Here is a 20,104-nt window from a genome sequence, read left to right as displayed (position 1 = left end):
TCATGGAGCAGGACGAGTTCTTCATCGCTGGTGCGACGCCGGATGTATGGGGAACGCCATCAGAGACGTTGAACCGTGCGCTTGTCGACAGCCTCCTCCGGGGCCCGGTTGCGGAGCGGCGGGATTTCGAGACCGCTGAGTGCCTTGTCGATCTTGTGCACGATCAGTTGCGGGGCTTCGGCACAGATGGCGTGGGCCTCAGAGTGGACAACAACGAGGCGCGTGTCCTGCTGCGCGCGATGACCACCGTTCTATCGCGGATCCGGATCACTGACGTGCGCTTCCCGTTCCGAGACTTAGACACCTTTAGGACGTACTGGATCAAGCAAGGTGCCGCGGGCACTGGTGGATATCAAGCGCGCCGCGAGATCCTCCGCGAACTGTTCCAGCCCCTTGAGGATCGACTTGGCACTCTGCGGAGCAGCGGCCACTCTGAGAGTCTCGCGCCAGTCTTCGCGGTCCTGGATAACCCGGCCGCGATTCTCGATGGAGTTGAGCGCGCTCACAGGAGTCTGGATGCCGACCCGCGTCTAGCGGTTGGTATGGCTAAGGAGATGGTTGAGTCCACGTGCAAATTGGTCCTGGACAAGCTGACAGTGCCGCACGGCAAGGCCGATGACGCGACGCAGTTGGCTGTTCGAGTGCACCAGTCGCTCGGCCTCCACGCGAAAAGCCTCGACCAGCAATTGGAGAACATCCAGGGCCTGCGAAGCGTGCTCGGCGGCCTAAACAGCATCTCGCAGGGCATAGCTGAACTTCGGAATGCGGCCGGGACGGGGCATGGCCCCGCCGAGTTGCCTGCGTGGCTCCAGCCTCGGCACGCACGACTCGCGGTCGGAGCAGCGAGTGTCTGGATTCGGTTCATTCTTGAAACGCTGGAAGTTCGTCTGGCCCACATGGACAGCGAGCCGGGCGCATGAAGCAGCCGAGGCGCAGTGTCGCTCTCGAGCCGGATGGTGGGTTGTGATGGCCAAGATCGTGTACATCGACGAAACGGGATCAGCGGGTAGGGGCGCCAAGCAACAGGACCTGCTGACGGTGGTCGGCGTGCTCGCTCCTGCTGATCGAGTACGTGATTTGGACTCCGCCCTCCGCGCCATCGAAAAGACGCATTTTCAACTCATGAGGATCGCTCCACGCGAGTTTCATGGCGTGGAGATCTGGAATGGGACCGGCCAGTGGGCATCGAAGACGCCGCCCGAGCGCTTGTCGGTGCTGGAAGACGTCATCTCTCTCATCCCACAGTTCGACATTCATATCGCACATGCGAGCATCCACAAGCCGCGGCTCGCCTCGCGCTGGGGAGCAGATGGCCTCGACCGCGCGTACCTGTTGGCTCTGCAGTTCCTGCTGGAGAAGGTGGATGCGTTCGGCAGCGAGGTGAAGATCGTCGTTGCGGATGAGGCCAAAGAGCATCAGCTAACGGCAGCGAAGATGGTGGGGGATCTCAGGAACATGGGATATGGCGAGGTATCTGGTCGGGTCCTATCCACCATCGTCGACACGGTCCATTTCGTGGACTCCAAGCTCTGCGCCGGCGTTCAGCTCGCCGATGTCATCGCTTACCTCATGCAACGCACTGACCGCGGGACGGAGAATCATCCTGATGTTCAGGCAGCGCGTACGCGAATGATGGCCGTGATCCGGGACCACACCGTGACGTGGCGCGAGCCCTGGCCGCGCGCCCCTCAGTAACGCACGAGCTGCGGAGGATGGCCCCAACCCGGTCGGCGCTCGACGCACGCGGAGTTCTTGCCGGTCGCTGCTCAAAGCCATTTGCTGAAGACTTCATCGAGTCTGACGACGTCCGACGGCTGGATCACGATGATTTCGATTCCAAGTTCCTCGGCCAGGGCAACCTTGGCGGACATCTTGGCGGCGTAGTCACCCCGCGACATCATGCCGGCTGCCTCGACGTGCACACCGCCGGGCAGGAGCCAGTCAGCTCGGCGGAGTCCGGTCGGGTTGTGCGTTGCGTGATAGGGCCAAGTTGGTTCGCACTGGTGCGGAATGTGATTTTGGGAAAAAAAGTCATCAACGTGGCGTTCAAACATCGACCGACAGTGGTGTCCGTCGTTGGCGATGGAGATGATTCCTCGCGACGCGCGCCATCCGCCCTCGAGCACGCCGGCGGCTTGTAGCCACTGCATCCAATTACCGGTCGAGTGTTGCCCCTTCGCCGGAAGCACGCTCCGCAGTGCACAGGCCAATATGCGGTCCGTGACACCGTCGGCGATAGATAGTTGCAGTAGGGCCAGTGAAGGAGCCGTGCCGACTTCCTCAGCGAGACTCTTGAGGGCATGAGGCATCGCTGCTTCGCGCGCACTGGTCCAGGAGCCAGGCATCCCGTAAGCAGCGGCCAACCCGCATGGCCAGCACAACTCCTCGGTCTGCGTAAAGACCACGATGTTGAATCGGTGGGTTCCGAGGTGGAAGTCAAGGCCGCAGAGTGCGCAGCGTCTTTGTATCAGCCCGAGATCAACGTCGAACAGATCCGCCTGCGCCAAAGCGCTGACAGCCAACCAAGCTCGCATCTGATCGTTGAGCCCGAGGTCGGTCGGCCAGTGAACTACCGGCCAGCTGCTCCCCATGTGGGAGACGAGGCGGATGAACTCAGCCTGACCGGATTCCTCGATGACCCCATGCGTGACGTGCTTAAAGGTCGAGGCCGGACCTGCCCCGTTCCGGCTGACATCGTTCAGGTCACTCCAAGGAAGAGCCTCCCACCAGTCGGGGTGCGCATCGCGGAGTTCGAGCGCCAAGCGGAACGGCGCTTGCGACGGCGAATCCCGTTTGACGGAGTTGTGGGTTTCGGAGAACCCCAGGGGTAAGGGAATGGTTGGAGTCAGATCCTTGAGTTTTTCGACTTGTTCGGAGGTCAAGCAGTTCCCGTGCGCCGCCGCCTCGAGTGACCATTCTCGGCCACGTGCTACATCGCCGCCGGAGCGGCGGAGTTCCCAGGCCTCCTCGATCGCAGCCGCGACAAGCGGAGGTAGCTTTGCTGCCACGTCGGACTGCACCTGCGGAAGCGGAATCAGACGTGCCCTGCGGGTCGCTTCGAGCTTCGCCTCCTGATCCGCAAGGTACGCGACTAGCGCCGGCGCGAGCTCATAGTCGTCTTGGTGCACCCGGGACGAGGGGCGTAACGCCTTCGGCCGCCACTCGAGCGATTCGACATCTGTCGTCGCAAAGGGCCCCGGAAGGTCGCTGGGCGACACGAACTGGTCGACGGGGAAGCCGAGTTCGGCGGCGCGATGCCGCATTAGGTCGTGGAACTCTTCAGCGATCGCGACCCCAATGCGGCTCTGGAGGCGCAGGAGTCCGATCTCTCGCGCGCTGGGGTCTTCCGCATCATCACGGGCAAATACGCTCGCCGGCACAGTAAAGCGAATGAGATCCCTGCTGACCTCGAAGCGGCACGTGACGGCGGTGGGCAACGGCAACGAGGGGAGGCTTCGGCGCGGGACCTCGCCGCGTGACCTCAGCAAGCCCTCGACAGAGGGCCGACACCATCGCGGTACGTCGAGAATTCGCGGCTCGAGAAGGTACCGACCGATCTCTGTGCCATCGAGTTTGATGATCAGATTCGGGCCCATGGAGCTGCCGGGGCTTCGCCGAAGAGAGATCCTGGCGTGGTCAATGACCTCAACAATGTCGGTCGCAGCGGTCATGTTCTTGAGCGCCAGCGCCGCTAGTGCTGATCGCTCGGCAATGCCGCGGCTCGCTCGCTTGCGAAGTTGGGCCCGTCGCTTCTCGTCAATCGCCACGTGTGCTCACGCGCCCTCGGCGAGGAGACCGATCATGAACGCCGTCACGCCGACACCAGCAAACCATCCGATTACGGTTGAACCGGTGATCGCGGCCGCGATAACGCCCACGATGACAGCAGCGAAGAGAACGAAGGGCAGAGCCGCACAGCCCATTCCCACCAGAATTCCGGTCATCGAGCGCGAAATCCAGTCACCGTTCCCCATATGTCCGAAGTTATCGGTCACGCCCGACAGAAGTACGAGTTTCACGCGCTTCGAACGGCTCGCCGAGGAACCCTGACCCTTTCCAAGTCGCGCGGGCGCCCGCCGACCCACACGCCTCCATCTGGCAGAAGCCGGCGCAGTCTGGGGTGCGATTGCGGATCGTTTGGGCCTTGTTGCCCAATCGCTCGACAGGCATCCGCCCACGATCGGCCAGGTTCGAAGGACCTGTTTCCGCGAGCGCCATGCGGGCGAGTTGAGACCTCAAGTCACCGCACATCGCCCAGCTGCCTAGCGGAGTCGGGATCGGTGAGGATCCTCTTTACTCCGTTAAAGCGCCGGCTCCGCCGGCGCGGGCCACGGCTGCGGGCGGCGCTGGCGCGCCGTCCTCGCCGCGGCCCCAAGCAGTGACGACGGCGGGGGAGTAGCCGATCCAGCTCCGGCATCGCCCCAGCGGTTACCGCCTCACCCATCACCGTCGGTGGAGACGTCGTCACGATCTCCGGGGCCGCCCCGAAGCCTCACCGCCCTGCCCGGTTGCGGTCGTCAGTGGTCACCGCCGGCGCGCACCTTGCCGACCGAAGGTGGCAGCAGCAAGTGGCAGCAACGCTGCCGCGATCTGGCGCGACTCGATGGCCACCCGAGCCTCGGCTCGAGCGTGAACGACCCCCAACGAGGCTGGCGGCTCGACATGGCATGCAGGGGGTCAGGGGTTCGAGTCCCCTCACCTCCACAGGAACACAAAACAGCCTCTGATTTGCGGAAACGCGGATCAGAGGCTGTTTTGGTTTCGCCGGGCCACGCCAGTCTGGACGCAGTGCGCACACAAGAGTGCTGCAACGGGCCCGGCAGCCGGTCATCCGACCTGTACGTCGATGTCGGGGTGTGGATTGGGCCACTTGCCCGTGCGATTCCGGGCAGCTCGTGGTCTGCGCGGCAGGCTCGCATGGGGTGCCGCAGCCCGTGGCTGACGCCCTCGCCTGCTCGATGGATACGCTCCCGGCATGAGTGCTGGCGAGTTTGCGGGAGCTCCCGAAGCCGTGGCGGCAGAGCTTCGACGCACGGCCGCGGAGCTCCTGGAGGATGTCTCCTCGTACGCCGACGACATGCTGGCCTACATCCTCGAGCGGATTCCCGAGGCAGGTGCGGACGACGACCTGCGTGGGCTCACCCTCGGGTCGTGCTCGTCGAACCTCGAAGGTGCCCTGTCGATGGTCCGTCACGGCATCGACGTCAGTGCCGCGACGGCGCCGGTCACCGCTCTCGAGCATGCCCGTGCCATGGCATCGCGCGGCTACAGCGTGGACGTCATGCTGCGGTTCTACCGCATCGGCCACGCGTATTTCAGTGAGCGGATCCTGAGCGGCATCACGGAGTTCGTCGCCGATCCCCGCCTCGCGATGCAGGTGGCCGCCGATCTCCAGCGTTACGGGTTTGCCTACGCCGACCGGATCTCCAGCCAGGTCGCGGCGGAGTACGTCGCCGAGCTCGACCGCATGCAGAACCGGGCACGGGCCGCCAGGACTGATGCCGTCAGGGCGCTGATCGCGGGTCAGGCCGTCGACCTCGGGCGTCTTGAGCGCACCCTCTCGCACCGTCTGACCGGCTTCCAGACCGCCTTCGTCTGCTGGACCGACACGGAGGATGCCGACCTTGCTCGCGTGGGTGCCGCCGTCGGATCCCACTTGGGAAGCACGCACCCGCTCCTGGTGCCCGATGGCGTGCAGGCGTTGTGGGGCTGGGTGGCTACGGTGCGGGCCCCGGATCTGGAGCTCACTGCGCTGGAGCCACTGGCAGCCCGGATCCCGGCCGGGGTGCGCGTGTCGATCGGAAACACGGCTCACGGCGCCACCGGCTTTCGCGCATCGCACGCCGAGGCCCAGCGCGGCCGTCGCATCGTCGAGCTGTCCGGTCGCGACGCTCGCCTGACGGTCTACGCCGACGTTGCCCTCGTGGATGCCATGACGGGCGACCTGGACCTGGCTCGTGCGTTCGTGGCGGCAGAGCTGGGTGCGTTGGCCCAGAGGGGCCGCCGCGAGGACGAAGAGCGCCAGACGCTCCTTGCAGTCCTCGATGCTCAGGGAGGGCTGGCTGCCGCGGCCTCGCAGCTGGGACTCCACCGCAACACCGTCCTCCAGCGTCTTCGTCGGGCCGAGGAACGCCGCGGCCGTCCTGCGACCGAGCGCGTCGTGGAGCTCCATGCAGCCCTGCGACTCACCGAGGCCCTCGGCCTCGCCGTGCTCCCGCCACCCGACTGACGGCAGGTGTGCGGAGCGCACATCTCCCTGGGCGCGGCGTTGCTGGTCGAGCGCAGGTGACCATTCGTACCGTCGCGGCATGTCAGCAACCATCGAGCAGCCTGCTCCCTCCGGCGCCCGCCACGCTCTGCCCGACCCCGGGGAGCGCGTCCCGACGATCTCCTGGCCGATCGTCGCGATCTTCACGGCAGCCATCACGACCTTTGCGGCGTCCACCTGGGCGGCGTTGGCCGACAGGCTTCCCGTGCCCGCCACGATCCTGCTCAGCGGAGCGGCGATCTTTGTCCTGTTCACGGTGCTGCACGACGCTGCGCACTACTCGGTGAGCACCCACCGCTGGGTGAACGTCGCCTTCGGCCGCATCGCGATGCTCTTCGTGTCGCCGCTGATCTCGTTCCGGTCGTTCGCCTTCATCCACATCGAGCACCACCGCAACACCAATGACGGAGAGAACGACCCCGACCACTTCGTCAGCGGTGCGCCGTGGTGGCAGCTGCCGATCCGGTTCCCGCTGATGGACGTGCCGTACCTGACCTTCCTGGTGCGCAATGTACGGCGGCGTCCGCGGTCGGAGGTCGCGGAGACGATCGTCCTGATGGTCGTGACGATCGCGGTGGTCGTCGCGTGTGCGCTCACCGGCCACTTCTGGACCTTGGCCGTGCTCTACCTCATCCCGGCGCGGGTCGCCATGTTCGTGCTGGCGTGGTGGTTCGACTGGCTGCCTCACCACGACCTCGAGGACACCCAGGCGGAGAACCGCTATCGCGCCACCCGCAACCGGGTCGGGGCCGAGTGGGTCATCACGCCGCTGCTGCTGTCGCAGAACTACCACCTGGTGCACCACCTGCATCCGTCGATCCCCTTCTACCGCTACGTCGCCGCCTGGCGGCGCAACGAGGAGGCCTACCTCGAGCGCGACGCCGCCATCGGGACGGTGTTCGGCCAGCAGCTCGATGTCGCGGAGTACCAGGAGTGGAAGCGGCTCAACGGGCGCCTGGCACGGCTCCTGCCGATCCGGATCCCGAAGGGTCCTTCCCCGACGGCGGCGGCATTCCATTCCCTGCGGGTCGGCCGGGTTGCCCGGCTCACCGACGACAGCGTCCTCGTCACGCTCGACGTGCCGGACCACCTGAAGGACGCCTTCTCCTTCCAGCCCGGGCAGCACCTGACGGTGCGCGCCGACATCGACGGCCGAGCCGTACGTCGCAACTACTCGATCTGCTCCGGGGCGACCTCGGACGTCCTGGAGTTCGCCGTGAAGCACATCGCGGGTGGCGCGTTCTCGACGTACGCCGTGGAGGCACTCCGCCCGGGTGCCATGGTCGACGTGATGACTCCGACCGGGTCGTTCGGCGCCGCGCTCGATCCGTTGGCCAGCAAGAGCTACGTAGCCCTTGCAGCCGGCAGTGGCATCACGCCGATCCTGTCGATCGTGCGGACCACGCTGGCCGTCGAGTCCGAGAGCGAGTTCACGCTGTTCTACGGCAACCGTGACGCAGGCAGCACCATGTTCCGTCGTGAGCTCGACGAGCTGGAGTCCCGGTACGTCGACCGCCTCCGGATCATCCACTTCCGCTCGCGCGACCCGCGCCACCCCGAACACCTGCGCGGCCGGATCGACCGACACCGGCTGGACGGTTGGCTGCCCGACCGGGCAGATGACTGGTTCCTGTGCGGACCCGTCGGCATGGTCACCGACCTGCACCAGCTGCTGCTGGAGCGAGGCGTTGAACCGGAGCGTGTGCACGTGGAGCTCTTCCAGGGCATCGACAAGCCCCGGTCCACGGACGGTTTCCGGCCGGCAAGGGTCGACGTCACGCTGCGAGGACGTGAGCAGGCGGTGTCACTCGACGCAGGCGACACGGTCCTCGAAGCCGCTCTCAAGGCCAACCTCGACGCTCCCTACGCCTGCCTCGGTGGAGCCTGCGGCACCTGCAAGGCGAAGCTGCTCACAGGCACGGTCCACATGGACCAGAACTTCGCGCTGCCTCCCGGCGAACTCGAGGCCGGCTACGTGCTCACCTGCCAGTCCCACCCGACGAGCGACGAGGTGAGCGTGGACTACGACGCCTGACCTGGACGTCGGGGTCTCCTCAGCTCTCCAGGATGTCGCTATCCGAGACGGTGCTGCCGGTGGTTGCGGCGTACGACCGATCGATGCTGACCAGGACGTGGTCGAGGGTGGCAGCGCGGACGTCCGGGCTCGCCGAGGCGAGGGGGCCGTCGATGTTCAGGTCCGAGAAGCCGTGGACGGCGGACCAGCACGTGACTTCGGCGCCCGGACGTGCGGCGGGGGAGAGGAAGCCGACGTCGACCAGCTCGTCGAGCGCCGAGCCGAGCAGCGCGTAGGGCCCCGCGGCCGACGCCAGGGTGTCGCCACGGGACGGGGCGGTGAAGGCGGCCCGGAAGAGGCCGGGCTCCGCCACGGCGAACTCGACGTACGCGCGGCCGATCTGCGCGAGCCGACGGCGAGCGCGGAGCACCGGGTCGACCGTGTCCACAGCGGCGACACGTCGATGCATCGCATCGACGAGGCGCTGGTAGGCGTGGTCGGCGACCGCAGCCATCAGGTCGTCGCGGTTGGCGAAGTGTCCGTACGCCGCGTTGTGCGAAACGCCCACGCGGCGTGCGAGGTCGCGGATCTTGATCGCGTCCGGGCCCGACTCGCGGGTCACGGCGACAGCCTCGTCCACCAGGGCCTGGCGGAGATTGCCGTGGTGGTACGAGGCTGTCGACATGGGCGTCACGGTAGTCGAGTCGTGTGCGGTGATGCCGGTTCAGTGCCGGGCGGTGAGCTGCGCGTCATGGGCCTGCGCGGTTTCGTCCGCGAGCGGGTCGTAGCGGTCGGCCGGCAGGGCGAACCATGCCGCAGCGGCACCGACGAGGCAGATCACGCCGACGGTTACGCAGGCGAGGTTGAAGCCGTCGAGGAAGGCGGTGTCGACCAGGTCCCGCAGCGCCGGGGCCTGTGCGGCAACGGCATGGGCGTAGCCGACGGACTCGGACGCCTTGGCTGCGGTCGCCGGGTACAGGTGCTGGCCGATCAGTTCGATCAGCCGGTCGGCGTACTGAGAGGAGAAGAGCGCGCCGACGACGGCGACGCCCAGGGTCCCGCCGAGCTCCCGGGTCGCGTCGTTGACCGCGGACCCGACGCCGGCGCGGGCCGGCGGCAGGACCCGCATGATCGACTCGGTGGCCGGCGCCGTGACGAGGCCGATGCCCGTGCCGAGCAGGATCATCTGCGGAATGACGACCGTGGCGTAGGTGACGCCGACAGGGACGGTCGAGATCCAGAGGAACGCCGCACCCATGAGGGCCATGCCGGGAGCGACGATCGCCCGGGTGCCGAGGCGCGGCGCGAGCTGGCTCCCGATGACCGACGACGCGGCGATGGAGAAGGCGACGGGCAGGAAGCGCAGGCCGGTCTCGAGCGGGGTGTACTCCCGGACGAACTGGAAGAACTGCGTGATCAGGAAGATGAAGCCGAAGAGCGCGAAGAACGCGATGGTGACGGCCGCGCAGGCAGCGCTGAAGCGACGGTCGAGGAAGAGCGTCACGTCGATCATCGGGTTGCGCACGGCGCGCTCGATCTGGATGAAGACCAGGATCAGGACCGCAGCGACGCCGAAGCCGGTCAGCGTCTCGGCGCTGCCCCAGCCGCGGCCGGGGGCCTCGATGATCGTCCAGGTCAGGACGGCGAGCGCGGCGACGGACACCACGAAGCCCGGACGGTCGATGCGCGGGACGTCGGGGTCGCGCGACTCGGGGACGAACGCGAGGGTCAGGCCCAGCGCGACCACGGCGATCGGGACGAGCGCCCAGAAGATGCTGTGCCAGCTGTAGTGCGCGAGCAGGAAGCCGCCCATGACGGGGCCGACCGCGACCCCCACGCCCGACGACGCGCCCCACAGGCCGATGGCCGAGGCGCGCTCGCGACGTCCGGTGAAGGTGTTCGAGATGATCGACAGCGTCGTGGGGAAGATGAGCGCGGCGAAGACACCCATGACGACGCGTGCTGCGATGAGTGCCGCGCTCCCGTCCGCGAGTGCCGCTGCGGCGCTGCTTGCAGCAAACCCGGCAAGGCCGATCACCAGCGCGGGGCGCCGGCCGAAGCGGTCCGACAGGCTGCCCATCGCGAGCACGAGGGCGGCGAACGCCAGGTTGTAGCCGTCGACGATCCACAGCAGGTCCTTGGTGCTGGCGTCGAGCTGGTCGGCCATCGAGGGGAGGGCGACGTTGACGACCATCGTGCCGATGTTGATGGTCAGCGTGGCCAGACAGACGGTGAGGAGTACGAGCGGTTTGCGGACCATGGGAGTCCCTTCGAAATGGACAGTGTCAAGATGATGGTCAGCGATTAAATTGACACTGTCAAGATGGCGAGTCGGACGAGCGCCGAGGGCGCCTGGTCACGGCGTCGGCTCGGCCCCTTCGAGACCACGCGTCTCGAGCGACCGCACGAGGTCGGTCTCGCGGTCACGCACGGCACAGACGATGTCGACGAAGCTCGCGACGACGCGCGAACGCTCGCCCGCGTGCCAGGCGAGCGCTACGCGGGAGCCCGGCCAGTCGGTGAGGGACAGGTGGCGGACGCCAGGCATGGGCGGGGAGTAGTCGGCCAGGCCCGGCGTCGCCCCAGCGGTCACGGCCGGCGCCCATCACCGTCGGTCGAGGCGCCGTCACGATCTCCGGGGCTGCCCCGAAGTCTCACCGCCCTGCCTGGTTGCGGTCGTCAGTAGTCACGGTCGGCGTCGCATCTCAAGGCCCGTGGGTGGCAGCACGGAGTGGCAGCAACACTGTCGTTGTGCGGGTCAGTCCGCCGAGGGCTGCCGCTGGGCCGGTACGGCGATGGCGCCGGTGTGGCGCTGGACGTAGGCCACGAAGCCTTCGCCGAACGCGGTGTCCGACCAGACCGACGAACCGCTGGCGATCTCGTGCGCCAGGCGACGCAGCTGCTCGCGGCGGTCGGCTGCTGTGCCGGTCGCGTCGCACACCAGTTGTCGCGCTGCGCGAGCGCCGGCGCGGTAGTCACTGACAGTCGGTGACTGCATGACGATCCTCCTCCGAGAGTCTCGACCCCTCCAGATCGATCCGCTGCCAGTGTGCCTCGGCGGTGTGGCCCGTGTCACGCATGCACCATGCACGCGTTGCTGCAGTCAGGCCTCGGGAAGGCCTCGGCGTTCGAGGGTCTGCACCAGCTCGGTCTCCCGGTCGCGGACGGCGCAGACGGTGTCGACGAAGTGGGCGACGATGCGGGACCGCTCGCCGGCGTGCCAGCCGAGAGCGACCCGGGAGCCCGGCCAGTCCTCGATCGGGAGGTAGCGCACACCGGGCATCGGGGTGAAGGACTGGACGGCGGAGCTGGTCACCGAGATCGCCATGCCGGTCGCGACCAGGGCGACCTCCTCGGTCACGGAGCTGACCGGGTGCAGCTTCGGCGGGGGAGAGGTGCGTGCGTCGCGCAGGCTCCAGAACGCCTTGTAGACCTCGTCGGCCGTGTCGCTCAGCGTCAGCGGCTCGTCGAGGAGGTCGGCCACGGTCACCGTCGTGCGGTCAGCGAGCGGGTGGCCTGCGGAGACAGCGGCGATGCACGGGTCGATGAAGAGGTCCTCGGTCTCGATCGCCGCGGTGCCCTGCGGCAGCCGGATGAACGCCACGTCGCTGACGCCGGTCGCGAGCCCGGCGGACGGGTCGTTCGCCGGGAACTCCCGCAGGTCGAGCTCGACGTCGGGGAACGCCGACCGGAAGTCGCCCAGGATCGGCGTGGTCAGCTCGAGGGCGGCGCCGGGGCAGAAGCCGATCCGGAGCCGCCCGGACATCGCCCGGTCGGTGCGGCGTGCGGCCTCGACTGCGTCGTCGAGGCCGGTCAGCAGCTGTGCCGTCGCCTCACGAAAGGCCTCACCGGCCGGGGTCAGCGCGACCCGTCGGGTGGTCCGCTCGAAGAGCGCGACACCGAGCTCCTCCTCGAGCTCACGGATCTGTCGGCTCAGCGCCTGCTGGGTGAGGAAGACCCGCGCTGCGGCGCGGCTGAAGTGCAGCTCCTCGGCGACGACGAGGAAGCAGCGCAGCTTGCGGGTGTGGACGTCCATGAGGCCCCCACTATGCACCGTCGCGGCCCCGCCGTGGGCCGGACTGACAACGCGATCGTGTGAATGGGGAGGTCAATTGGCGCTTCCCCCGCAGGTCCCGCGAGCGGCAGGCTGGAGCCTCCGGCCGGAGTGGCCGGACATGGAGAGGGAGCTTTGATGTGGCGCAACTGGACCGGTGACCAGAGCTGCGCGCCGCAGCACCGGGCGACGCCGACGTCCGTCGACGAGGTCGCCACGACCGTTGTCGCAGCAGCCGCACGCGGTGACGTGGTCCGCGTGGTCGGTGGAGGCCACGCCTTCGGCGACAACGTCCTCACCAACGGCACCCTGATCTCGCTCGACGGCCTGACCGGCCTGCAGCACGTCGATCCGGCGACCGGCCTGGTCCGGATCGCTGCCGGCACGCGTCTGTACGAGGTCAACGAGCTGCTCGACGCCCACGGCCTGGCCCTTGCCAACCTCGGTGACATCAACGTCCAGAGCGCCGCGGGCGCCATCTCGACGGCCACCCACGGCACGGGGGCGGCGTTCGGCAACCTCGCGACGTTCGTGGAGTCGATGGAGGTCGTCACGGCCGCGGGCGACGTGCTGGAGCTGGCCGGTGATGACCTGCGGGCAGGGCGGGTCAGTGTCGGTGCGCTCGGCGTCGTGACCGCGTACACGCTGCGGACCGTGCCGGCGTTCCGCCTGAGGGAGAAGCGCGACCGCATGCCGCTCGCGACGGTGCTGCGCGACTTCGACGCGCTGGCCGACGGCAGCGACCACTTCGAGTTCTTCGTCTTTCCGTACGCCGACCGCGCGCTCACCAAGCAGCTCGAGCGCACGCAGGACCCGGCGCAGCCCGGCAGCGAACGACGTGCCTACTTCGACGAGGTGATCCTCGAGAACAAGGTGCTCGACCTGATCTGCCGGACCGGACGCCGGTTCCCCAGCCAGATCCCGCGGCTCAACCGGCTGGTCACGACGGTCGCCGGCCCGTCGGAGAAGGTCAACGTCGGACACCGCGTCTTCTCGAGCCCGCGCGAGGTGCGGTTCACCGAGTCCGAGCTGGCCTTCCCGCGCGAGGTGCTGCCCGAGGTGCTGCCGCGGATCCTGCGGGTCGCCGAGCAGCACACCGTCAACTTCCCGATCGAGGTGCGCGTCGTCGCAGCCGACACCGAGTCGATGCTCAGCCCGTCCTACGGCCGCCCGACGGCGTACGTCGCGGTGCATGCCTACCAGGGCATGGCCTGGCAGGAGTACTTCGCCGCGGTCCAGGCGATCGGTGCGGAGTACGCGGCCCGTCCGCACTGGGGCAAGCGGCACACGCTCGATGCCGCAGCGCTGAGCGAGCGCTACCCGGAATGGGACGCCTTCCAGGACGTGCGCCGCCGCCTCGATCCAGACGGCGTCTTCGCCAACGCACACATCCGGAGGATCTTCGGATGATCGACCTCGCCCGGCTGGCACCGGAGCCGACCGGCTTCGCTGCACTCGAGGAGGCCACGGCACACCTCGACGCTCCGTATGCGGTCGTCGACCTGGGGGCCTTCGCTGCCAACGCGCGCTCGCTCGTGACCCGCGCTGCGGGCAAGCCCGTGCGACTCGCCTCGAAGTCCGTGCGCTGCCGGGCCCTCACCTCGGCCGTCCTGGCCACGGACGGCTTCGCCGGCATCCTCGCGCTGACCCTGGCCGAGGCGCTCTGGCTGGCCGAGGACCACGAGGACGTCGTCGTCGGCTACCCGACGGCCGACCGCGAAGCGCTGTGCCGCCTCGCCTCCAGCCCGCAGCTCCTCGAACGGGTGACGCTGATGGTCGACGACGTCGCCCAGCTCGACCTCGTGTCGCAGTGCGCGCCGGAGGGACCGGCCCCGATCAGGGTGTGCCTCGACCTCGACGCGTCCCTGAGGCTGCTCGACGGCCGCGTCCACCTCGGCGTACGACGCTCGCCGGTGCACTCGGTCGACCAGGCCGTCGCGCTCGCTCGCGCGGTGACCGCCCGGCCGCGCTTCCGCCTGGTCGGGCTGATGGCCTACGAGGGGCAGGTCGCCGGGCTGGGGGACAGGACCGGATCGCTCGCCCGCCGGCTGCAGATCCGCGCCATCCAGTCCGCGTCGATCGCGGAGCTCGCCCGGCGACGCGGTGCCGTCGTGGACGCGGTGCGGGAGGTCGCCGACCTCGAGTTCGTCAACGGCGGCGGCACGGGGAGCATCGAGTCCACCGTCGCGGAGGACGCCGTCACGGAGGTGGCGGCCGGCTCCGGGCTCTACGTGCCGACGCTCTTCGACGGCTACCAGCGCTTCCGGCCGCTGCCGTCGGCGTACTTCGTGACCACGGTCGTACGCCGTCCCGTCGCGGGCATCGCGACCGTCTCCGGCGGCGGGTGGGTCGCGAGCGGAGTCCCGGCCGCCGATCGCCTGCCGCGGCCGGTCTGGCCGGAGGGGCTCCGGCTCACGTCGCTCGAGGGCGCCGGCGAGGCCCAGACGCCGCTGGCCGGTGCGGGCGCCGATGCGCTCGGCGTCGGCGACCGGGTCTGGTTCCGCCATGCCAAGGCCGGCGAGCTCTGCGAGCGCGTCAACGAGCTGCACCTGGTCCACGACGGGCAGCTCGTCGCGACCGTCCCCACCTACCGCGGCGAGGGTCGCGCGTTCCTGTGACGCCTCCGCGTCGTTGAACCAGAAGCACCACCACCCCCGAGGAGTACCCATGCGTCGTTCGTTCCGTGTCGCCACTGCCGTGGCCGTGGCCGGCCTCTCGCTCGCGCCGCTGTCGGCCTCGGGGCCAGCTGCCGGCGCGACCGCCAAGCGCAGCGTCATGTTCGTCGGCAACAACTGGGCAGGCACGGCGTCCATGGTCGACGCGAGCACGCTGAAGACCCTGAAGTCCGGCATCAACCTCGTGCCGGACAAGGCGCAGGAGCTTGCCGCCATCTACGCGAACCCCGCGAAGCTCGCCGAGTTCCTGCTGATCCGCTACGGCCCGGGTGAGGGGCACGACCAGTTCGTCGACGACATGTTCACCACGCCCGACGGCAAGTACCTCGCGGTCTCGCGCCCGAGCTTTGCGGACGTGGTCTGGATCGACATCGCGAAGGCGATCGCGAAGGCGCCGGGAGCGATCGTGCACGAGGAGCAGATGGACGGCTTCCGCACCGACCACATGGGCCTCTCGCCCAACGGCCAGCGCCTCCTGGTCTCCGACTCGACCTCGCGCACGGTCCACGAGTACTCGATGGTGAACCAGACCCTCGCCAACGGCACGAAGATCACGATGGGCCAGCGGCTGCGGACCTTCGAGTCGGGGGAGACGCCGCACGAGAGCAACTACTCCAAGGACGGGTCGCGGATCTTCCACGCCTCGATCGGCCGGGTCTACACCCCGGGTGACGACGTCTACGCGGGCCCGGTGAAGATCGGCCCGGTCAACGACGCGATCAAGGGCGACCGCTGGTTCGAGATCGTGCGCAACGCCGACTTCTCGATCCTGAAGCGCTGGGACATGGGCAAGGAGCTCGCCGAGGCCGGGTACCCGGGGATGAGTTCGGCGGTGCGGCCGATGGCGATCGCACCGGGGGAGCGGTTCATCTACTTCCAGGTCTCCTACTTCCACGGCATCGTCGAGTTCGACACCCAGGCTCCGGACATCGACGGCAAGGTCGGCTACAAGGCCGGCACGGTCGCCGAGCCGCGCACCGGTGCGGTGACCCGTCTGATCACCCTGCCCAACAAGGTGCCGACCATGCCGCTGGAGAACTACGTCAACGACTCTGCGCACCACGGCCTGTCGATCGACACCACGGGCAAGACGCTCTGCGCGGCCGGCACGATGGACGACTACGTCGCGATGGTCAACCGGGCCACCGGCTCCTACAAGCTGTACGACACGAGCACCACCGGCCACTCGTACGAGAAGCCGTACTGGACCACCGAGGGCCCGGGCAACCGTTGCTGGGTCTCGCTCAGTGGCGCGGACTCGGTGGCCGTCATCGACTTCGCCACGGGCAAGGAGCTCGCCTACTTCCCGGTCGGCGACCACCCGCAGCGGATCCGCCACGGGTGGGTACTGGAGTCGATCCTCGGCTGACAACGGCCGCGGTCGGGGCCCGGCGTCGCTAGGCTCCGGCCGTGGAGAGGGACGAGTTCGCAGCACTCATGCGTGAGCTCCAGTCGCTCGTCTTCAACGTCGCACTCGCCAAGCTCCCGCCCGAGGACGCGCGGGACGTCGTCTCCGAGACGTTCCTCGTGGTGTGGCAGAAGCGGGCAAGCGCGCCCGCCGATCCGTCCGAACGCCGCCGCTGGGTCTGGGGCGTCGCGCACCGGAAGATCCAGCACGCGCAGCAGCAGCGGCGGCGCAAGCACCACGACGCCCGCTTCGCGCACGACCACGCGGCGCCCGACCCGGTGGCGTACGACGACCCGGCGGCCGTCGTGACCGAGGCGGAGTCCGCGCGCCGGGCGTTCGATGCGCTGCCCGCCGGGGAACGCGAAGCGGTCATTGCCGCACTCGCGAGTGATCTCTCCGGTGCGGAGATCGCGGCACTGCTCGGGGTCACGCCCTCGGCGTTCGCCTCGCGTCTCTCCCGGGGCCGGGAGAAGATTGCCAGGTTCCTGTACGACAGCGCGCCGCTCGGAGAGGGGGAGTGATGGCCGACGACCGCATGCCCGACGTCGAGGTCCAGCGCCTCCGCGACGAGCTCGCTCCCGCACGTGCCGGTCTCGTGGCGGCTCCCGAGGACTTCGGACTCACCTTCGCCAGCCCGGACGAGCTGATCGCCCGTGCCGGCCTCGACGAGGTCGCGAAGCGCCGGCGGCGCCGCACGCGGCTGGCGGCATTCGGAGCGGGACTTGCGGCTGCTGCGACCGTGACGACTGCCGTCGTTCTGCCGCGCCTCGACGACGGTGCCCGGCCGGCCGCCGCGCTCCCGGTGCCGACGGCCACCCATTCGACGACGGACGTCACCTATGGCACAGCGCGTGACGTGCTGCTCGCCGCGGCCAGGGTCGCCGGGCCGCAGACCAAGGACATCCGCTACTGGCACGTGAAGTCGTTCCAGACCTTCGGTCACCGGCGGGAGCCGCGCGAGCTGTGGATCGGCAACGGCCGTCCGGGCGTCCTGCGCCAGGAGGGTGCCACGTGGCGGTTCCCGTCACGGTTCCCGTTCGGGGGTCGTCGAGGCGGCAACAGCTGGGCGGAGATGCTCAAGCTGCCCACGGACACCGCGAAGTTGCGTGAGCTTCTCGTGGCAGGCGGCGGGCCGGACTGGCTCGACGACCGGTGGAAGATCTTCAGCGACGCTGGCTTCCTCCTGGGTGAGGCGCCTCTTCCGCCCCGGGTGCGCAGCGCTATGTGGCGCGTCCTGGCGTCCGTCCCCGGCACACGACTGGCGAAGGCGACGGACTCGGTCGGGCGGAAGGGCTGGTCGGTCTCGCTGCGCATTCCGGTCGAGGGACTCATGACCTACATCGTGGACCCCGCGACGGGACAACTGCTCGAGCAACGAGAGAAACGCGACGGCTTCAAGCAGTGGCGGATCACCTACGTCGAGAGAGGACCGGCCGACACCGCGCCGGCACTCGGCCGCACCTGACGCATCCGCCTGGACCGCCGCGGAAGTTTTTCTGTCCGCCGACGTGAACATCGGCTCCCTCGTGTGATGAGGAGGTGAGCGCATGCGGTGTTGCCGGCCCGGGAACGGGGGTTCCGGGCGGGCACTCCGCAGCTCCGCCCGGGCAGGTCTTGCCCGGGCGCACGGACGCTGACGAGGACGGTCATGGGTGCACCATTCGAACTGACAGCACGGGAGACCCGCGCGGTCCGCGTCGCGGTGACGGTGGCGCGTTCCGCCGGTGTGGTCGGGGTGTCCGACGTGATCGCCGTCCCGGTGCAGGGGCGCTTCGTCGTCGACACGCAGGCGCTCGCGCCGATCTGTCGTTCCCTCACTCACGTGGCCCGCGAGATCCCGCCGCAGGAGACGCGGGCGCGCCTGGGCATCGCGCGCCCCGAGCTCGACGCGTTGTTCGCGCGGGTCGTCGCGCGCTGGGCGTACGTCGCGGGGCTCTGACGTGCTGTCACAGGCAATTGGTCGATAGTCCAATGGCGCCCCGCTGATTCGGTGCGCTCTTCCCTAGAGCGACGGAAAATCGTTGTGCGATCGTCTCAACATCGCCAGATTTTCCGATCACCTTGGAGGACGACATGTCCACTGCCTCGTACGACGCAGGTGCGGTCTCCGCACCTGTCTGGAAGGACAAGAAGCGCTACCTGTGGGTGCTGGGTCTCGTCATCCCGGTGATGCCGCTGATCGGGCTGGCGCTGCAGCACGAGACCGGCTGGTCGGGGTGGCTGTGGCTCACGCCGCTCATGTTCTTCGCGGTCATCCCGTCGCTGGACCTGATCGCCGGCTACGACGACACCAACCCGCCCGAGGAGATCATCGAGGCCCTCGAGAACGACCGCTACTACCGCTGGGTGACCTACCTCTACCTCCCCGTGCAGTACGCCGGCTTCGTGCTGGCCATCTGGTACCTCGCCACCGCCGACCTGAGCGTCGCCGACAAGATCGGTCTCGCCATCTCCATCGGCGTCGTGGCCGGCGTCGCGATCAACACCGCGCACGAGCTGGGGCACAAGAAGGAAAGCCACGAGCGCTGGTTCTCCAAGATCGCGCTGGCGCAGTCGTTCTACGGCCACTTCTACATCGAGCACAACCGCGGTCACCACGTCCGCGTCGCCACGCCCGACGACCCGGCCTCGAGCCGCCTCGGCGAGAGCGTCTACCGGTTCTGGCCGCGCACCGTGCTCGGGTCGCTGCGCAGCTCGTGGCACCTCGAGGCCAAGCGCTACCAGCGCAAGGGCACGCACCCGTTCCACCTCGGCAACGACGTCCTCAACGCCTGGCTGATGACCGTCGTCCTCTGGGGCGCGCTGACGCTCTGGCTCGGCGTCGGGATCCTGCCGTACCTCGCCCTGCAGGCGGTCGTCGGCTTCTCCCTGCTGGAGGTCGTCAACTACATGGAGCACTACGGCATGCTCCGCCAGATGGTCGGTACGCCGGAGCGTCAGCGCTATGAGCGGGTCGACCCGAGCCACAGCTGGAACTCCAACAACATCGCGACGAACGTGCTGCTCTACCACCTGCAGCGGCACAGCGACCACCACGCCAACCCGACCCGTCGCTACCAGACGCTGCGCGACTTCCGGGAGGCTCCGGTCCTCCCGACGGGCTACACCGGCATGATCGTCGTGGCCCTCTTCCCGCCGCTCTTCCGCCGGCTGATGGACAAGCGCGTGGTGGCGCACTACGACGGCGACATCCGTCTCGCCAACGTGCACCCGGCCAAGCGGGAGAAGCTGCTCCGCCGCTACCCGGCTCCCGCCGCGGTCAGCGTCGACGTCCTGCACGAGGACACCTCCGCGCACACGTTCGCCAACGAGGTCCTCGCGGCGCGCTGCCCTGGTTGCAGCTACACCTACGAGGTCTCCGCAGGCAACGAGCTCGAGGGCTTCGCGGCCGGTACGGCGTGGGCGGACATCCCCGACACGTGGTGCTGCCCCGACTGCGGCGTACGCGAGAAGGTCGACTTCGTTCCCGTCGAGACGGCGGGGGTGTGAGGTCATGCGCATTGACGTCGACCGCGGTCGCTGCGAGGGCCTGGGCATGTGCGAGGCGATGGCCCACGAGTTCTTCGAGGTGGGTGACGACGGGTTCGTCGTCGTCCTCGACGATGCACCGGACGAGGGTCAGCGGGCCTTCATCCGGGCGGCCATCGACTCCTGCCCGGTGTCGGCCCTCTCGCTGAGGGACTGA

At 68.4% G+C, this 20,104-nt stretch carries 19 protein-coding genes; 12 read left to right on the top strand and 7 right to left on the bottom strand.

Features of this window, described 5'->3' with window-relative positions; all coding sequences use genetic code 11:
• Positions 1-2: 2 nt before the first annotated feature.
• On the top strand, positions 3-920 hold the full coding sequence (locus tag EPD65_RS00280; RefSeq protein WP_165872825.1) for an abortive infection family protein: 918 nt from the start codon (positions 3-5) through the stop codon (positions 918-920).
• Between the two features lie 46 nt (positions 921-966).
• The gene (locus tag EPD65_RS00275) at positions 967-1,695 is read left to right on the top strand and encodes a DUF3800 domain-containing protein (protein WP_131580765.1); all 729 of its coding nucleotides are present in this window, start codon (positions 967-969) and stop codon (positions 1,693-1,695) included.
• Between the two features lie 71 nt (positions 1,696-1,766).
• On the opposite strand, the gene EPD65_RS00270 is transcribed toward EPD65_RS00275, so the two are convergent.
• Positions 1,767-3,767, bottom strand: a complete 2,001-nt coding sequence (locus tag EPD65_RS00270; protein ID WP_131580763.1) for a hypothetical protein — start codon at positions 3,765-3,767, stop codon at positions 1,767-1,769.
• 6 nt (positions 3,768-3,773) lie between these two features.
• A complete protein-coding gene (locus tag EPD65_RS00265) occupies positions 3,774-3,995 on the bottom strand; it encodes a hypothetical protein (protein ID WP_131580761.1) in 222 nt (73 codons plus the stop codon).
• A 980-nt stretch (positions 3,996-4,975) separates the two neighbouring features.
• Between EPD65_RS00265 and EPD65_RS00260 the strand changes: the two genes are divergently transcribed.
• Both EPD65_RS00260 and EPD65_RS00255 read left to right on the top strand, forming a co-directional pair.
• Positions 4,976-6,229, top strand: coding sequence for a PucR family transcriptional regulator (locus tag EPD65_RS00260; protein WP_131580759.1), 1,254 nt, complete (start codon positions 4,976-4,978; stop codon positions 6,227-6,229).
• Between the two features lie 79 nt (positions 6,230-6,308).
• A complete protein-coding gene (locus EPD65_RS00255) occupies positions 6,309-8,303 on the top strand; it encodes a fatty acid desaturase (RefSeq protein ID WP_131580757.1) in 1,995 nt (664 codons plus the stop codon).
• Between the two features lie 19 nt (positions 8,304-8,322).
• Here EPD65_RS00255 and EPD65_RS00250 read toward each other — a convergent pair whose 3' ends face one another.
• The 5 genes from EPD65_RS00250 to EPD65_RS00230 form a co-directional block, all read right to left on the bottom strand.
• Positions 8,323-8,967: a TetR/AcrR family transcriptional regulator gene (locus EPD65_RS00250; RefSeq protein ID WP_131580755.1), complete on the bottom strand. Its 645-nt coding sequence runs from the start codon at positions 8,965-8,967 to the stop codon at positions 8,323-8,325.
• 39 nt (positions 8,968-9,006) lie between these two features.
• A complete protein-coding gene (locus tag EPD65_RS00245) occupies positions 9,007-10,542 on the bottom strand; it encodes an MFS transporter (protein WP_131580753.1) in 1,536 nt (511 codons plus the stop codon).
• Between the two features lie 96 nt (positions 10,543-10,638).
• Positions 10,639-10,875 (bottom strand): hypothetical protein, encoded by a 237-nt coding sequence (locus EPD65_RS00240; protein ID WP_131580750.1) that lies wholly within the window; start codon positions 10,873-10,875, stop codon positions 10,639-10,641.
• Between the two features lie 165 nt (positions 10,876-11,040).
• Positions 11,041-11,280 carry a hypothetical protein gene (locus EPD65_RS00235; protein ID WP_131580748.1) on the bottom strand — a complete coding sequence of 80 codons (240 nt, stop codon included), beginning with the start codon at positions 11,278-11,280 and terminating at the stop codon, positions 11,041-11,043.
• Between the two features lie 105 nt (positions 11,281-11,385).
• Positions 11,386-12,318: a LysR family transcriptional regulator gene (locus EPD65_RS00230; RefSeq protein WP_131580746.1), complete on the bottom strand. Its 933-nt coding sequence runs from the start codon at positions 12,316-12,318 to the stop codon at positions 11,386-11,388.
• 156 nt (positions 12,319-12,474) lie between these two features.
• Between EPD65_RS00230 and EPD65_RS00225 the strand changes: the two genes are divergently transcribed.
• The 8 genes from EPD65_RS00225 (at position 12,475) to EPD65_RS00190 (ending at position 20,104) form a co-directional block, all read left to right on the top strand.
• Positions 12,475-13,746, top strand: coding sequence for a D-arabinono-1,4-lactone oxidase (locus EPD65_RS00225; RefSeq protein WP_165872824.1), 1,272 nt, complete (start codon positions 12,475-12,477; stop codon positions 13,744-13,746).
• A complete protein-coding gene (locus EPD65_RS00220) occupies positions 13,743-14,954 on the top strand; it encodes an amino acid deaminase/aldolase (RefSeq protein WP_131580742.1) in 1,212 nt (403 codons plus the stop codon). Before EPD65_RS00225 ends, EPD65_RS00220 begins: the two co-directional genes overlap by 4 nt.
• Positions 14,955-15,003: 49 nt before the next feature.
• Positions 15,004-16,380 (top strand): YncE family protein, encoded by a 1,377-nt coding sequence (locus tag EPD65_RS00215; protein ID WP_131580740.1) that lies wholly within the window; start codon positions 15,004-15,006, stop codon positions 16,378-16,380.
• A gap of 41 nt (positions 16,381-16,421) precedes the next feature.
• Positions 16,422-16,940: an RNA polymerase sigma factor gene (locus EPD65_RS00210; RefSeq protein ID WP_131580738.1), complete on the top strand. Its 519-nt coding sequence runs from the start codon at positions 16,422-16,424 to the stop codon at positions 16,938-16,940.
• Entirely contained in the window at positions 16,940-17,884 is a 945-nt protein-coding gene (locus EPD65_RS00205; RefSeq protein ID WP_131580736.1) for a CU044_5270 family protein, read from the top strand. Before EPD65_RS00210 ends, EPD65_RS00205 begins: the two co-directional genes overlap by 1 nt.
• Before the next feature lie 183 nt (positions 17,885-18,067).
• A complete protein-coding gene (locus tag EPD65_RS00200) occupies positions 18,068-18,358 on the top strand; it encodes a hypothetical protein (RefSeq protein ID WP_131580734.1) in 291 nt (96 codons plus the stop codon).
• 134 nt (positions 18,359-18,492) lie between these two features.
• Positions 18,493-19,908: a fatty acid desaturase gene (locus EPD65_RS16625; RefSeq protein WP_131580732.1), complete on the top strand. Its 1,416-nt coding sequence runs from the start codon at positions 18,493-18,495 to the stop codon at positions 19,906-19,908.
• A gap of 4 nt (positions 19,909-19,912) precedes the next feature.
• Positions 19,913-20,104 carry a ferredoxin gene (locus tag EPD65_RS00190; RefSeq protein ID WP_131580730.1) on the top strand — a complete coding sequence of 64 codons (192 nt, stop codon included), beginning with the start codon at positions 19,913-19,915 and terminating at the stop codon, positions 20,102-20,104.

The organism is Nocardioides jejuensis, assembly GCF_004337475.1.
Lineage (GTDB): Bacteria > Actinomycetota > Actinomycetes > Propionibacteriales > Nocardioidaceae > Nocardioides > Nocardioides jejuensis.
Note: the sequence above shows the minus strand (reverse complement) of the source record. Positions and strands in the feature narration are given on the sequence as shown.